The organism is Arthrobacter sp. 9MFCol3.1, from assembly GCF_000620385.1.
In the GTDB taxonomy this organism is placed as follows: domain Bacteria; phylum Actinomycetota; class Actinomycetes; order Actinomycetales; family Micrococcaceae; genus Arthrobacter.
Genome location: NZ_JIBJ01000008.1, coordinates 115,435 through 129,358 on the forward strand (window position 1 = coordinate 115,435; position 13,924 = coordinate 129,358).

10 protein-coding genes are annotated in these 13,924 nt (G+C 67.7%); 5 read left to right on the forward strand and 5 right to left on the reverse strand.

Annotated elements, in window-relative coordinates; translation table 11 throughout:
• Positions 1–11 precede the first annotated feature (11 nt).
• Complete coding sequence (locus C560_RS0110360) at positions 12–545, forward strand: COG4315 family predicted lipoprotein (RefSeq protein WP_018774101.1); 534 nt, start codon at positions 12–14, stop codon at positions 543–545.
• Between the two features lie 181 nt (positions 546–726).
• Here C560_RS0110360 and C560_RS0110365 read toward each other — a convergent pair whose 3' ends face one another.
• Positions 727–1,671 carry a DMP19 family protein gene (locus C560_RS0110365; RefSeq protein ID WP_026538161.1) on the reverse strand — a complete coding sequence of 315 codons (945 nt, stop codon included), beginning with the start codon at positions 1,669–1,671 and terminating at the stop codon, positions 727–729.
• Between the two features lie 196 nt (positions 1,672–1,867).
• Here C560_RS0110365 and C560_RS0110370 point away from each other — a divergent pair, with 196 nt between their 5' ends.
• Entirely contained in the window at positions 1,868–5,260 is a 3,393-nt protein-coding gene (locus tag C560_RS0110370; RefSeq protein WP_026538162.1) for a DEAD/DEAH box helicase, read from the forward strand.
• Positions 5,261–5,284: 24 nt separating this feature from the next.
• Here C560_RS0110370 and C560_RS0110375 read toward each other — a convergent pair whose 3' ends face one another.
• Together C560_RS0110375 and C560_RS0110380 are read right to left on the reverse strand one after the other, a co-directional pair.
• Positions 5,285–5,737, reverse strand: coding sequence for a hypothetical protein (locus C560_RS0110375; protein WP_081801671.1), 453 nt, complete (start codon positions 5,735–5,737; stop codon positions 5,285–5,287).
• Between the two features lie 9 nt (positions 5,738–5,746).
• The gene (locus C560_RS0110380) at positions 5,747–7,708 is read right to left on the reverse strand and encodes a primary-amine oxidase (RefSeq protein ID WP_026538164.1); all 1,962 of its coding nucleotides are present in this window, start codon (positions 7,706–7,708) and stop codon (positions 5,747–5,749) included.
• 118 nt (positions 7,709–7,826) lie between these two features.
• Between C560_RS0110380 and C560_RS0110385 the strand changes: the two genes are divergently transcribed.
• Both C560_RS0110385 and C560_RS0110390 read left to right on the forward strand, forming a co-directional pair.
• Complete coding sequence (locus C560_RS0110385; protein WP_018774096.1) at positions 7,827–8,417, forward strand: TetR/AcrR family transcriptional regulator; 591 nt, start codon at positions 7,827–7,829, stop codon at positions 8,415–8,417.
• A gap of 132 nt (positions 8,418–8,549) precedes the next feature.
• Positions 8,550–9,521 (forward strand): helix-turn-helix domain-containing protein, encoded by a 972-nt coding sequence (locus C560_RS0110390; RefSeq protein ID WP_018774095.1) that lies wholly within the window; start codon positions 8,550–8,552, stop codon positions 9,519–9,521.
• A 12-nt stretch (positions 9,522–9,533) separates the two neighbouring features.
• Here C560_RS0110390 and C560_RS0110395 read toward each other — a convergent pair whose 3' ends face one another.
• Both C560_RS0110395 and C560_RS0110400 read right to left on the reverse strand, forming a co-directional pair.
• Entirely contained in the window at positions 9,534–10,547 is a 1,014-nt protein-coding gene (locus C560_RS0110395; RefSeq protein ID WP_026538165.1) for an isopenicillin N synthase family dioxygenase, read from the reverse strand.
• Positions 10,548–10,697: 150 nt separating this feature from the next.
• A complete protein-coding gene (locus tag C560_RS0110400) occupies positions 10,698–12,167 on the reverse strand; it encodes an APC family permease (protein ID WP_018774093.1) in 1,470 nt (489 codons plus the stop codon).
• A gap of 326 nt (positions 12,168–12,493) precedes the next feature.
• On the opposite strand from C560_RS0110400, the gene C560_RS0110405 reads away from it, so the two are divergent.
• A complete protein-coding gene (locus C560_RS0110405; protein WP_026538166.1) occupies positions 12,494–13,903 on the forward strand; it encodes an aldehyde dehydrogenase family protein in 1,410 nt (469 codons plus the stop codon).
• Positions 13,904–13,924 lie beyond the last annotated feature (21 nt).

Sequence of the window (13,924 nt, forward strand, 5' to 3'; positions counted from 1 at the left end):
AGGAGCAGCAAATGAAGAAGCACCTCAGCATTGGCTTGTCCGCGTTCGCTCTGGCCGTGCTGCTGTCCGGCTGCGGCGGCGGAACGACCACGACGCCGACGTCGGCGGCACCGGCCACGTCCGCCCCCGCAGAGACCGCCACCAGCGCGCCGGCCAGTTCCGCGCCGGCGTCCACGTCTGCCGCGGAGCTCTCGGTGGCCGAGTCCAAGGCGGGCCAGATCGTGGTGGGCGCCCAGGGACTGAGCGTCTATTACTTCACCAAGAACACGAAGGATTCCGGGAACAGCGTCTGCACCGGCGCGTGCCTGACGTCGTGGCCCCCTGTCACGTCGACGACAGCCACTCCCACAGTCAATGGCGTCACCGGCAAGGTCGGAACCATCCCAACGGCTGACGGAAAGATGCAGGTGACCATCAACGGGATGCCGATCTACTACTACTCCAAAGACCAGACCGCAGGGGACATCACCGGCCAGGGCGTCGGCGGCGTCTGGTACCTCGTGTCACCCTCCGGGGAAATGATCACCGCACCGCCGGCCGGGTAGGCTCGCCGGCCGCGGATCCGCCCGGTCCGGGTCGCCGGGCAGGAAAACTAAGCGCGGCGGGGCCGGGCCAGGTGTAGTAGGCACGGGTTATTAAGCACGGGCTATAAGCACGGTACGGCCGGCGCCTGCATTTGGGGGGCAGACGCCGGCCGTACCGGAAAAAACTGTCGGGTAGGGCCGCCTACGCGCGGGCCTCTTCGAACTCCGCTGACCCCTCGAACTCCTGATTCCCGAAGTCCTCGGCCTCCTCGAACTCCACAGCCGCGAGGATTTCCTGGGTCCGCGGATTGAGCATGAAGGCCTCGTCGTTGTCCTCCAGCATGAGGAATTCGCCCTGTTCCGTGGTGAAGTGCCAGGCCAGGGTGGTCTCCCCGTTGTGCTCGTAGTTGGGATCGCCCATGGTGATCCGTTCCAGGCTGTGGCCGGCAATCTCGCACAGCTCCCGGATGATCTGTTCGAACTCCGGCGCGTCACGGAGCGCTTCCTCGGCGGCTGCCGCCTGGCGTTCGGCGAGGTCGGAAAGCCGGGCCACCCGCCCGGCAATGTGGTCGTCGAGGTCGTCGTCGGAAAGGACCAGCAAGTCCTCTTGGCCGCGCAGCCAGGCGGCGTTCAGCGCCGCGATGTCCTCCGTTGCGAGGATCGACTCGAATTCCCCGTCCAGTTCTTCAATGTGCCGAACGGCGTCGGAGACTCCGTCCCCGGGTTCGCCTTCCTCTGCGCCGGCTCCGGCGGCCCAGCCGCTGCCGCCGTCGAGGTAGGCGTCGACGTCGGTGTCGGTCAGGGCGCCGAAGGCGGCCACCGTGCGGTTGAAGAGGTCCAGGTGCGCGCCGGCGCCCATGGCCGCCAGGCCTTCCCGGACATAGGGGTCGACTTCCTCGCGTTCGGGCGCGGTGAACACGTACTGCGCGAAGCCGCCGGCCAGCGCCTGCGTCAGGTAGAAGTCCACGTAATAACTGCGCAGCGCGGCCGGGGAGATCTCTTCCGTGTCCAGCAACTCCTCGAACATGGCGTTGACCACGTTCACGTTCGCGTCGACGACGTCGTCGTTTCCGCCTTTGAGGCTTTCCGTGGTCAGTACGGTGGGGTAGCTGTGGGCGGACTGGGTGGTGGGCTCGCCGTTGGTCATGCGGGATCCTTACTGCTGGCACTGCTGGTTCTCCGGACCCCTCCACGGTAGGTCCGTCTTCACGGCGGGCGGCCGAGCCCCAGTTGAACGTCAGGCGAAGTTTGAGTGGCGGTTGCGCGGGCGGCGGCGAAGTTCCTGGGGCCGGGCAGGCTCGGTAAGATGGGTCAGATGACCACCTGCCGAAAGTAGCGCGCACATGCCATCCCATCCGGACGAGAGTGCGGCACTGGCAATACAGACTCCCGCGATCAACGACCGTTCCCTCGCGGCCGGGCTCGCTTACGCCATGGGGAGCCGCGTTTCCGGGATCTCCTTCGACGCGGCCACAGGCCTGCTGCTGGGCAAGGTGCGGGGCGGTTCCGACGTGCCGTATTCCACGACGGCGAAGCTGGTCCGGAAGGCGGGCGGCTGGAGCTGCACGGTGGGCGTCTGCAGCTGCCCGGTCCGCAAGGACTGCAAGCACGTGGCGGCCCTGCTCTTCGCGGCCGAGGACAACCCGGCTACCCGGATGCAGCTGCTGGCCCCCGCCGAGGGCACCCGGCTCTCCCGCCAGAGCGCGCCGCCGGAAATGGCCGACTGGGAGCAGGCCCTCAGCCCCCTGATCGCCCATCCGGGGATCACGCCGTCCGCCAACGGCACCCCGCTGGCGCTCCAGTTCGACGTCGAGGAACCAGCCCCGCACTTTTCCTACACGGGCCGCCGCGATCCGCTCCGCAGCGTCCGCCAGCTCAAGGCACGCCCCGTCATCATGGGGGCCAAGGGCAAGTGGATCCGCGGCGACGTCTCCTGGAGCACGCTGAGCTACCTGAACTACCGGCGCGAATGCAACGAGGCGCACGTCGAGTGGATGCAGGAATTCCTCGCCTCGCACACCGCCGTGGCGAACCGCCAGCACTCCGGCACCGGACTGTGGCTGGGACTGAACACCTACGCCGGCAAGAACCTGTGGAGCCTGCTGTCCCAGGCCCAGAAAATCGGCGTCGCCCTGGTGCACAGCCGGGGCACGGAGCCGGTGCGGCTGGTCGAGCAGCCTGCCGCCGTCGGGCTGAACCTGGCGCGGTTCGGCACCGGCGGGGACGACGGCGGCCTCGAGCTCGCGCCGACCATCACGGTCGAAGGCGAGGTGGTGGATCCGGCGTCGGTCGGGACCATCGGCCGCCCGGCGCACGGAATCTTCCTGGCTTCCGACGGCGACGCCCTGCCCGGTATCGCCCCCACCGACCCCGTCATCACCCTTGCCCCGCTGGAGAGCGGTCTCAGCGAGGAACTGCTGACCTTCGTCACGGGCGGGACCACCCTGCACATCCCGGCCCGGGACGAAAGCCGCTTCCTGACCGGCTTTTACCCGAAGCTCAAGCAAACCGCCCGGGTTACCGCCTCCGACGAGTCGGTGGAACTGCCCACGCTGGCCGTCCCCACCCTGTCCCTGCTGGCCAACTACGGGGCGGACCACCGGGTCCGGCTGCATTGGGAATGGCACTACACCTCCGGAAACCTCGTCACGGCGCAGCCGCTGTGGCGGCACCCGGGCGATCACGGCTATCGGGACGACCCGGCAGAGGCCCGCATCCTTGAGGCGGTCGGGCAGCCCTGGGACGTCGTACCGGCCCTGGGCGAGTCTGCGACCGGCGGCTGGGGAACGCCGCGCCTGGCAGCCACGGCAGAACTGTCCGGGCTGGACACCCTCGCCTTCACCGAGGACGTGCTCCCGCGGCTCCGCGATCTCCCCGACGTCTCCGTGGATACCTCCGGCGAGATTGCGGACTACCGTGAAGCCGAAGAAGCCCCGGTGGTGGCGATCTCCACAAAGGCGACGGACAGCCGCGACTGGTTCGATCTGGGCATCGTCATCACCCTGGAGGGCCAGCCGGTTTCCTTTGCGGCATTGTTTTCCGCCCTCGCCGCAGGCCAGACCCGCATGCTGCTCCCCAGCGGGGCGTACTTCGCGCTGGACCTGCCGGAGCTGCACCAGCTGCGGGCGCTGATCGACGAGGCCCGCTCCCTGCAGGACAACCCCGGCGACAAAGATGCCCCGCTGCAGATCAGCCGCTTCCAGGCCGGGCTGTGGGACGAGCTGGCGCACCTGGGCATCGTGGATGAACAGGCCGCGGCGTGGCGCGAGTCCGTTGGCGGCCTGCTCGAAGGCGGCATCAAGGGCCTGCCCCTGCCCGGGTCGCTGAACGCCGAGCTGCGCCCGTACCAGCTGGAGGGCTTCAACTGGCTGAGCTTCCTGTACCGCCACGGCCTCGGCGGGGTGCTGGCCGACGACATGGGCCTGGGCAAGACCGTGCAGGCCCTGGCGCTGATCTGTGCCGCGAAGGACGCCGCCGCAGGCGATGAAGCCGGGACCGCCCCGTTCCTCGTCGTCGCCCCCACTTCAGTGGTGGGCAACTGGGAGGCGGAGACGGCACGGTTCGCGCCCGGGCTCAGCGTGCGCGCCATCGGCGAGACCTTCGCCAAGAGCGGCTCGCATCCGGCCGAGGCGATGGCCGGTGCGGACATCATCATCACCTCCTACGCCCTGTTCCGGATCGACTACGAGGCCTACGCCTCCCAGACGTGGGCCGGGCTGGTCCTGGACGAGGCGCAGTTCGTCAAGAACCACCAGTCCAAGGCCTACCAGTGCGCCCGCAAACTGCCCGCCGCCTTCAAGCTCGCCATCACCGGCACGCCGCTGGAGAACAACCTGATGGAATTCTGGGCACTGACCTCGATCGTGGCTCCCGGCCTCTTTTCCAGCCCCAAACGGTTCGCCGAGTATTACCAGAAGCCGGTGGAGAAGAACGGCGACAAGGGGCAGCTGGACAAGCTCCGGCGGCGCGTCCGGCCGCTCATGATGCGGCGCACCAAGGAACAGGTCATCAGTGACCTGCCGCCCAAGCAGGAGCAGATCCTGGAAGTCGTGCTGAACCCGCGGCACCAGAAGGTCTACCAGACCCACCTGCAGCGGGAGCGCCAGAAGATCCTTGGCCTGATCGAGGACGTCAACAAGAACCGGTTCACCATCTTCCAGTCGCTGACCCTGCTCCGGCAGCTGAGCCTGGATCCCTCGCTGATCGATCCCTCCCTGTCCGGGGTGCGTTCCAGCAAGCTCGATGTCCTGTTCGAGCAGCTCGCGGACCTGGTGGCCGAAGGGCACCGGGCCCTGATCTTCAGCCAGTTCACCGGTTTCCTGGGCAAGGTCCGGGAGCGGCTGGTCGAGGAGAACATCGAGTTCTGCTACCTCGACGGCGGCACACGCAACCGCACCGACGTCGTGAACGAGTTCAAGAACGGCGCCGCGCCGGTGTTCCTCATCAGCCTCAAGGCCGGCGGCTTCGGCCTGAACCTGACCGAGGCCGACTACGTGTTCCTGCTGGACCCGTGGTGGAACCCTGCATCTGAGGCCCAGGCCGTGGACCGGACCCACAGGATCGGCCAGGCCCGGAACGTCATGGTCTACCGGCTGGTCGCCAAGGACACGATCGAGGAGAAGGTCATGGCGCTCAAAGCGAAGAAGTCCCAGCTCTTCGCGGACGTCATGGAAGGCGACGCGCTCACCGGCGGCGCCCTGACGGCGGAGGACCTGGCGGGGCTGTTCAACGACTGACGCTGTCCCGGCCGGACTGATGCGTCAGCCGCGGGGCTGCGCGCGGAGCCGGGCCAGGAGCGTCGCGGCGAGCAGCGCCGTCGTCATTTCCAGCGCCATGACCGCCAGCAGCGCCCCGGAGCCCGACGGTGCCGCGCCGGCCGAAGCGGCGGCAGCGGTTCCATGGTGGCTGTGGCCCGCGCCGTCGGCCCCGGCGCCGAGAAGCAGGACCGCGTGCACGCCGGTCATCGCCAGCGCCGCGGCCATCACCTGGCGAAGGGCGCTGATGCGGCCGTGACGCAGGATGTGCACGGCGCACGGCAGGCATACCGCCACCATGGTGAGCATGAGCAGGTTCAGCCACGTCCCGTGCTGGTTCCCGGCGACCAGCCACAGATGCGCCAGGCACGACGCCGCCGTCACGGCCGCGCAGGTCCGGGAATGGAAGACGATGCCGGTGATGCCGGCCCGGCGGCCCAAGCTGGCGGCGACACTCACGACGTCGGCCTAGCTGTGGCAGTGTGCGCCGGGGTCGCCATCGCCATGGCAACCGGCGGACGGTTGAGCGTTGGCCGGCACATCCAGCACGGGGCTGCGGTCGAAGAAGCCCTCGGGACGGAGCTTGAAGCCGACCGTGTCCACCGGCATGATGGGCCAGTCCTCGATCCGGGGGAAGTGCGTCAGCCCGAACGTGTGCCACACCACGATGTCCCGGCCGTCGATGTCGCGGTCCTGGGCAATGTAGGCCGGCAGGCCTGCTCCCCCGGCGTGCTGGTTGACGAAGTCCCCGGTGGGGTACCGCTCCTCCTCCGCGAACCGGGTGACCCACAGGTCCTTCGTGGCAAAGGCCGCGCGCCGGGCGATGGAGGACTCCGGGTCTGCCAACAGAGTGGGCTGGCCCTGGGCATGCAGCTTGTAGCCCACGGGTTCGCCCAAGCGGTTGCGTGATTCCGGATTGGAAATGATCCAGGTCCGGCCGCTGCGCGCGTCGGCTTCCCGGACGGCTTCCGACTCGCGCGCCAGGACAGTCCGCTTCCGCGAGAAGGCGTTGCCGCGTTCGTTGCCCTCGCCCATTCCCTGGCGGACCACGTCCTCCTCCTCCACCCGGTTGGTGAGGCCGTCGATCGCCATGTCCAGGCGGGCGCTGAACAGGTGCTGATGGAACGGAGCGCCCAGGCCCGGGGCGAGCTGGGAGATGTTGGCCGAGCCGCCCTCCGGGTAGGCGCAGGTGAAGACGACGCCGGTGGCCTTGGCCTCGAACTCGATGGTGCCGTCGAGGTAGAGGTACCAGTAGAAGCCGTAGTCGTAGTTGCCGATCGTGGTGAAGAAGGAAATCACCAGGCGGCGGTTGCGGCGGGTGTAGTTGATGCCCGTCCAGAGGTCGCTGTGCTTGGCCAGGATGCCCCAGTCTTCCTCGTGCATGCAGATGCCGTTGCGGATCTCCCGGGGGTTGCCGAAGGCATCGCTGATGACGGGGCTGAGGTAGGTGATCTCGCCGAGGCAGTCGCAGCCCAGTTCCAGGGAGTTGGCGTACTGGCCCACGAGGTATTCGCCGGTGTCGAAGTAGTTCTGCCAGGACCGGATCGGCGACGGGTCCCCGTACGGGACCACCATTTCGGCGATGGATGCCCGGTTGATGATGGGACGCAAGCGGTCGCCGTCCTGGAAGGCAAGGTTGTGCAGCACCACCCCCTCGCGGACGTCGAAGCCGACGTCGACGCTCCACTTTTCCCATTCGACGTGGTTGCCGCCGGTGACCGTGAAGCTGGGTCCCTCGGGCTGGGTGATGGTGATGGGCTTCTGCGTGGTCCGCAGCGGGCCGGTGAGTTCCGGGTCGGTGTAGTTGCCGTGCTCCGCGGGAATCGGGACGACGCCGGTGTCCAGCACCTGCGTGACTTCCTTGCTGACGACGTCGACGTACGCCACGAGGCCGTCCACGGGGTGCGCCCAGGCGCTGTCCTCGGGGAAATTCTGCACGAAGGCCAGGCCGCGGAGGATCCGGTGGCCCTTTTCCTCCGGGTACTCGAACACCCCGGCAGACAGCGGGGCAACGCGGACCTTGCTCACGTCCAGGTCACGGTTGGCCAGCGCCTTAAGCCACCGCTCGTCCGTGGCCAGGAGCTCCTCGACGACCTCGAACTCCTCTTCCAGGACAGGAAGCTCGCCGGTCACCGCCGTGTCCAGTTCGACGACGGAAATCACCGCGCCGCTGGACACGGAGACGGTCACGTCGGCCGGTTTCCCCCCGGAGACGCCGTGCACGAAGACCCGGAACCGGCGGTCCACGGTTCCCGCCGGCGCGTTCCTGGCAGGGTCCACCAGGCCCAGGTACGCGATGCGCCTGGTCTCGCCCAGCAGGCCGGCCGCGCGCAGGATGCCCTGGACTGCGGTGATTTCGGCGTCCGCGGCCAGACTGTACGGGCTGTACGGACTCAACGAGGTGCGGGTCTCAGTGTGTGCGGTCATCATGACGGCCTTCGTTCGGGGACCCTGGCGGGTCAGAACTTTATTTTCTATAGTTGTAGAGAATACGGAAATGTAAGCTGTGCCACAAGAGTCCGACGCAAAATATTTGGGGAGCTGCCCGGTGCCAAAGATTGTCGACCACGACCAGCGGCGGCTTGAACTCGTCGACGCCACGTGGCGGATCATCGCCCGGCTCGGGATTGAAAGTGCCACCATGCGGGAAATCGCCCTCGAGGCAGGCTTTGCGAACGGCGCCCTCAAGCCCTACTTCCCCACCAAGGATGACCTGCTGACGTTCGCGTTCGGGCACGTCTTCAACCGCACCAACGAGCGCATCGCGGAAGTCACCGCCGGGCAGTCCGGCCTCGCGGCCCTGCGGTCCTTTTGCGTCGAGGTGTTGCCGCTGGATGAGGAGCGGATCAACGAGGCCCGGATTGTCATCCCGTTCTGGCAGAAAGCCATCAACGACCCCGGCAAGGCCCGGATCCACCGGGATTCGATGGAGCAGTGGCTCGCAGCGATGCGGCAGTACCTTGCCGAGGCGCGGCGGGCCGGCGCCGTCACCACCGCCGTCGACGACGCCGCCCTGTCCGGGCAACTGCTCAATCTTCTCCTCGGCGCGCAGATCGCGGCGGCACTCGCCCCGGAAGGCCAGGTGGAACTCGGGCTGAACGAGCAGCTGGAGGGGTTCCTGACCCTGCTGGCCTGCTAGGCCCGCTGGGCCTCAGGCAATCTTTTTTCGCCGAGTGTCGAAAAAAGATGACATCGGCGGGCTGCGGCGCTACCCTGAGAGGACTGTGTCCCATGACACAGTCCCAGAAGTACGACGGCGTCAGGATCTTCTATGACCGCAGTTGCAGCCCGCCCATCGCCCAGTCCCGCCGGACAGGATGTCCTCACCAGCACCGCGGAATCCTTCGACCACTGGCGGCACCTCGTCGCGGAGTCCTTCGTTCCCCTGGCCGCCTCGAGCGCCGATGCGGACAACTTCCGCGGCCGCATGCGGGCCCGCAGGCTGGACCGTGTGGCACTCGTCGAGGTCTCCTCAACGAGCCATGAGGTCCACCGCACGCCGGCGCTGATTGCACAGTCCAACCAGCGTTATTTCAAGCTCAATCTCCAGCTCCAGGGCACCGGGCTCCTCATCCAGGACAACCGCGAGGCAGTCCTGCATCCGGGTGATCTCTCCATCTATGACACCAGCCGCCCTTACACCCTTGCCTTCGAGGGCGACGCCCGGCTCATGGTGATGATGTTTCCATGGGACGCGCTGTCCCTGCCGCCGGACTGCATCGCGCAGCTTTCGGCCGTGCGGATGGCCTCCGACGGCGGCCTCGCCGCGATTGTCGGGCCGTTCATTGCCCACCTCGCGGAGAACCTGGATGCGCTGAGCGGCCCCAGCGGGTCCCGCCTCGCCACCAATGCCCTCGATCTCGTCTCCACGATGCTGCATTCGGAACTGGACATGTCCCCCGACCGCATGAGGCCGCAGGCCCTGCTGGCGGCCTCCGTCCGCGAGTATATCGACGCCCATCTGGCCGACCCCCTGCTCTCCCCGGCGTCCATCGCGGCGGCCCATTTCATTTCCACACGGCACCTGCACAACGTCTTCCATGAATCCGGAACCACCGTGGCGAGCTGGATCCGGACCCAGCGGCTGGAGGGGGCGCGCCGCGAACTGCGGGATCCGCTCCTGGCCGGAATGCCGGTGGGAACCGTTGCCGCGCGCTGGGGCTTCCTGGATGCGGCCCATTTCAGCCGCACCTTCCGTGATGCCTTCGGCGAATCCCCCAGCGACTGGCGGCGCGGCGCCTGAGCGTGGCCGGCGTCAGTTCGTGATGAGATCCGCGTGGTGGGCTGCGGCGACGTTCGGGTGGGCCCGGAGCCGGTAGCGAAGGGCGTTGTCCCCGTAGGTCTCCAGGATCGGGCTGTTGGTCGGGTCAACCGACAGTCCGCGGGCCTTGGACTGAAACTCCTGGCTCACCGCGAGCTGGGGCATCGTCGCGTCCAGCGCCGGGTTGTAGAAGAAGGGAAGCGAGATCCTGTCAGTGCCGCGAAGGGGCGAGATCACGCGGTGCAGAGTCGCCTTGAGGTAGCCGTTCGTGGCCAGCTCGAGCATCTCGCCGATGTTGACCACGAATGTTCCGGGCACCTGGGGTGCGTCGATCCACTTCCCCTGGTACTCGACCTGGAGTCCGCCCTTTCCGGGTTCGACCAGGAGGAGCGTCAGGACGCCGCCGTCGCGGTGGGACCCGACACCCTGCTTCGGCTCCGGATTGGACTCCCCTGGATAACGCACAATCTTGAGCAGTGGGAAAGCCCGTGCGGCAAACGCCGCGTCGAAGGTGTCCTCTGGCGCCCCGAGGGACACGGCAAGCGCCCGCAGGAGAGCGAGGGAAATGGCGCTCAGCCGCTCGGTCCACTCAGAGACAATCGCCCGCATTTCGGGCAGTGCATCCGGCCACAGATTGGCCCCCTCCAGGCGCCAGTAGTCAGCGACGCCGGCACCCGGCTCCACAGTGTCACGCTCGACGCCGATGTCGATCTGCTCGCGCCAGTCGACCGCGCCGTCCGTGAGTTCGCCGCCGACGCGGGTGTAGCCGCGGAACTGCGGGCTGTGAACGTTCTCGACGGCGAGTTTCTGCTCGTCGGGCAATTCGAAGAAGCGGCGTGAGACGTCGAGCATGGCGTCTATGAGCTCCTGCGGGATGCCATGGCCCGCCAGATAAAGGAACCCGACTTCATGCATGGCGTTACGCAGTTCGTTCCGAAACCGGGAGGCCTCCTCCGGCCCTGCGGTCAATCGAGAGAAGTCCAGGACGGGCAATGATTCGAGTGACAATGCGCTTAGTCCTTTACAGCGAATTTGGCAAGCCGAAGCCTCTATTGGCTCTAATGTTACGGACCGAACTGCCCCGAGGAAGATAAACGTGTCGAAATAAGACATCCGGAGCAGCGCAGCGCCCTCAGGCGGGCGCCCGTCGCCCGGCCCTCAGGCCGTGGCCCCTGCGCGCGCGGCCCTGCGTTCCACGGCAATTTCCACCAGCACACCGGCGGCAAACACAATGGGTACGGTCAGCAGCAGGCCCACGGCCGTTTCGGCACTGCCGCCGATCAGTGCGGTGAAGTTGCTGATGACGAGGGACAGGACCCAGCCGAGCAGCAGGGTGGCGAGCACCGGTGCCACCGCGGTCTGCCAGAGCTGGCCGGGCACCTTTTCCCGCCGGAAGTACGCGACGACGGCCAGCGAGCAGAGCATGTAGAGCACCAGGAGCGCCGCCACGGCCAGCCCGCTGAACCAGGAAAAGAGGGTCAGGACAGGATCCAGGGACAGCACCGCGAACGGCGCCACGAGCAGGAAGGCGACCACGGTCTGGATCCGCGCGGCGACGGCGGGTGCCTTGTGCCGGTTGGTCCGGGCCACTATGCGGGGCATCGACCCGCGCAGGGCCAGCGAATGGAGGTAGCGGTTGATGCCGTTGTGGAAGGCGATGATGCCGGCCAGCAGGGAGGTCACGAGCAGCATGCCGGTGACTGTTCCGGCCCACGGCCCGAACAGCTCCACCATCGGGGTCAGCACGAAGGAGGTGGAATCGCCCGATTCGAGGGCCGCGCCCGCGGCGTCGATGACGTGCGAGGGTCCGTAGTAGCTGACCAGCATCCAAGATATGAAGGAGAAGAAGACCGCGATGACGCCTACCGAAAGGTACGTGGCCCGGGCGACCGTGCGGTGGGCGTCCTTGGCCTCGGCCGAATAGATGGCCGTTGATTCGAAGCCAAACATGGAGGCGACGGCGAACATGATGGCAACGCCCGGGGCGCCCGCGCCGATCGCCGCGGGAGAGAAGGACGCCGCCAGGCTGATCCCCTCCGGTCCGCCGCCCCGCAACAGCACGGCGAACCCGAACATGAGCAGGATGGCGACCTCCAGGCCCACGAGCACCGCCAGGACCCGGGCCCCGAGTTCGATATTGAGGGAGCCCAGCACCTGCACGCCCGCCATGGTGATGACGGCCAGAAGCCACCAGGGGACCACGATCCCGGCGGATCCGAGGAGCCCCGAGAACGCCGCGCCGTACAGCCCGTACATCGCGGCCTGGACCGTGCTGTACGCGAGAAGCGCGAGCCACGCCGCTCCCGCGCCGACCCTCCGCCCGAAGGCGGCGGTGACATAGGCGTAGAAGGCGCCGTTGGCCTGGATCTTGCGGCTCATCGCGACGAACCCGACGGCAAAGATCACGATCACGATGCCCACCACCAGATACGCGCCGGGCGCACCGGGACCGTTGCCGAGGGCCGCCGCCAGCGGTGATGCCCCGACGATTCCAGTCAACGGCGCCTGGGCTGACAAGACAAAGAAGAGAATGCCCATGACGCCGACGCTGCCGGCACGCAGCGCGGTGGAGTGCTCCGTGCGGGGGCTGGATTCTGCGGTCCGGGAATCGGAATTTGAAATACTCATCGGATCCTTCTTAACGGTCATGAGTCTGGGAAATGGGGGTGCGTTGCACCGTGAAATCCAGCATGGCAGGTGGCGCTCGTCACGCTTTTGTCGATTAGCGACCGGTTGTTGTTCCTGAGCGTAGTCAGCACGTGCGCCGCCTGCATGGCGGGGAGGACGTCCGCCGGTCCGCAGCCTTGGGAATGCTTCCGGCGTTCCGTTCGCTCCCGCACAACAGCTCTTCGCGGATAGACAAGCCCCTCGGACCCTCGGCGGAGCACGCTTGAAGCAGCACTCTTAGGCCGCACCGGCCGCGTTCTCTGACCTACTCGATGTGGAGTACCCCTATGGAAACCTACGACGCCCTTCTCGCCGCGATCACGCCGGTGTCCGGTGAAACCCGCACGATCTTTGACCCGGCCACCGGCCAGCCGGTGGGCGAAGCGCCGGTCCACACGGTCCAGGACCTCGAAGCCGCCATCGCCGCCGCAGCCGCCGCGCAGCCGGCGTGGGCTGCGCTGGGCCACGACGCCCGGTCCGCCGCGCTGCTCAAGGCCGCCGACGCCGTCGAACGCTCCGCCGAGGAACTCGCCCGCCTGCTCTCCCGCGAGCAGGGCAAGCCGCTGAACGGCCCGAACGCCCGCTTTGAGGTCGGCGCCTGCGCCGCCTGGCTCCGCGTCGCCGCCGGCACTCCGCTGGCCGCCGAAACCGTGGTGGACGACGGCGAAACCCGCGCCGAACTGCACTACCGGCCCATCGGCGTCGTCGGCGCGATCGGCCCCTGGAACTGGCCCATGATGATCACCGTCTGGCAGCTCGCCCCCGCCCTGCGCATGGGCAACGCCGTCGTCATCAAGCCCTCCGAATACACCCCGCTGTCCGTCCTGGCCCTCGTCGAAATCCTCAACCAGGAACTCCCTGAGGGCCTCCTCACGGCGGTCGCCGGCGGCCGCGACGTCGGCGAGGCCCTGGCCGGACACCCCGCGATCGGCAAGATCATGTTCACCGGCTCCACCGCCACCGGCAAGGCCATCATCAAATCCTCCGCCGACACCGTCAAACGCCTCACCCTGGAACTCGGCGGCAACGACGCCGGCATCGTCCTGCCCGACGCCGACCCGAGGGCGATCGCCGAGGGCCTGTTCTGGGGCGCCTTCATCAACACCGGCCAGACCTGCGCGGCACTCAAACGCCTCTACGTCCACGACTCCATCTACGATGCCGTCTGCGAGGAACTCACCAATGTCGCCGCCGCCATGCCCATGGGCAACGGCCTGGACGAGGCCAACGTGCTCGGCCCGCTGCAGAACCGCCAGCAGTTCGACATTGTCGCGGCACTGGTCGACGCCGCCCGCGAATCCGGGGCCAGGATCCTCCTCGGCGGCAACCCGGAGAACGACCAGCCCGGGAACTTCTACCCCACCACCCTCGTCGCGGACATCGCCGACAGCAACCCCCTCGTCGCCGAGGAACAGTTCGGCCCCGCCCTGCCGATCATCCGGTACGGCACCGTGGACGAGGCAGTCGCCATGGCCAACGCCCTCGACGTCGGACTCGGCGCCTCGGTCTGGTCCTCCGACCCCGCCGAAGCCCGCAAGGTGGCGGCCCGGCTCGAGGCCGGCACCGTCTGGATCAACAAGCACGGGGCCGTGGACCCCCGCATCCCGTTCGGCGGCGCGAAGCAGTCCGGCTACGGACTCGAATTCGGCGTCGAAGGCCTCAAGGCCCTCGGCGTCCCGCAGGTCATCAACGGCTGACGCTGATCCCAGCAGGGGCCA

Excerpts from the sequence above, each read along its gene's own strand:
- C560_RS0110380 (WP_026538164.1), bottom strand. The coding sequence starts at position 7,708 with ATGATGACCGCACACACTGAGACCCGCACCTCGTTGAGTCCGTACAGC.
- C560_RS0110370 (WP_026538162.1), top strand. The coding sequence starts at position 1,868 with ATGCCATCCCATCCGGACGAGAGTGCGGCACTGGCAATACAGACTCCC.
- C560_RS0110365 (WP_026538161.1), bottom strand. The coding sequence starts at position 1,671 with ATGACCAACGGCGAGCCCACCACCCAGTCCGCCCACAGCTACCCCACC.
- C560_RS0110405 (WP_026538166.1), top strand. The coding sequence starts at position 12,494 with ATGGAAACCTACGACGCCCTTCTCGCCGCGATCACGCCGGTGTCCGGT.
- C560_RS0110360 (WP_018774101.1), top strand. The coding sequence starts at position 12 with ATGAAGAAGCACCTCAGCATTGGCTTGTCCGCGTTCGCTCTGGCCGTG.
- C560_RS0110390 (WP_018774095.1), top strand. The coding sequence starts at position 8,550 with ATGACCGCAGTTGCAGCCCGCCCATCGCCCAGTCCCGCCGGACAGGAT.
- C560_RS0110400 (WP_018774093.1), bottom strand. The coding sequence starts at position 12,167 with ATGAGTATTTCAAATTCCGATTCCCGGACCGCAGAATCCAGCCCCCGC.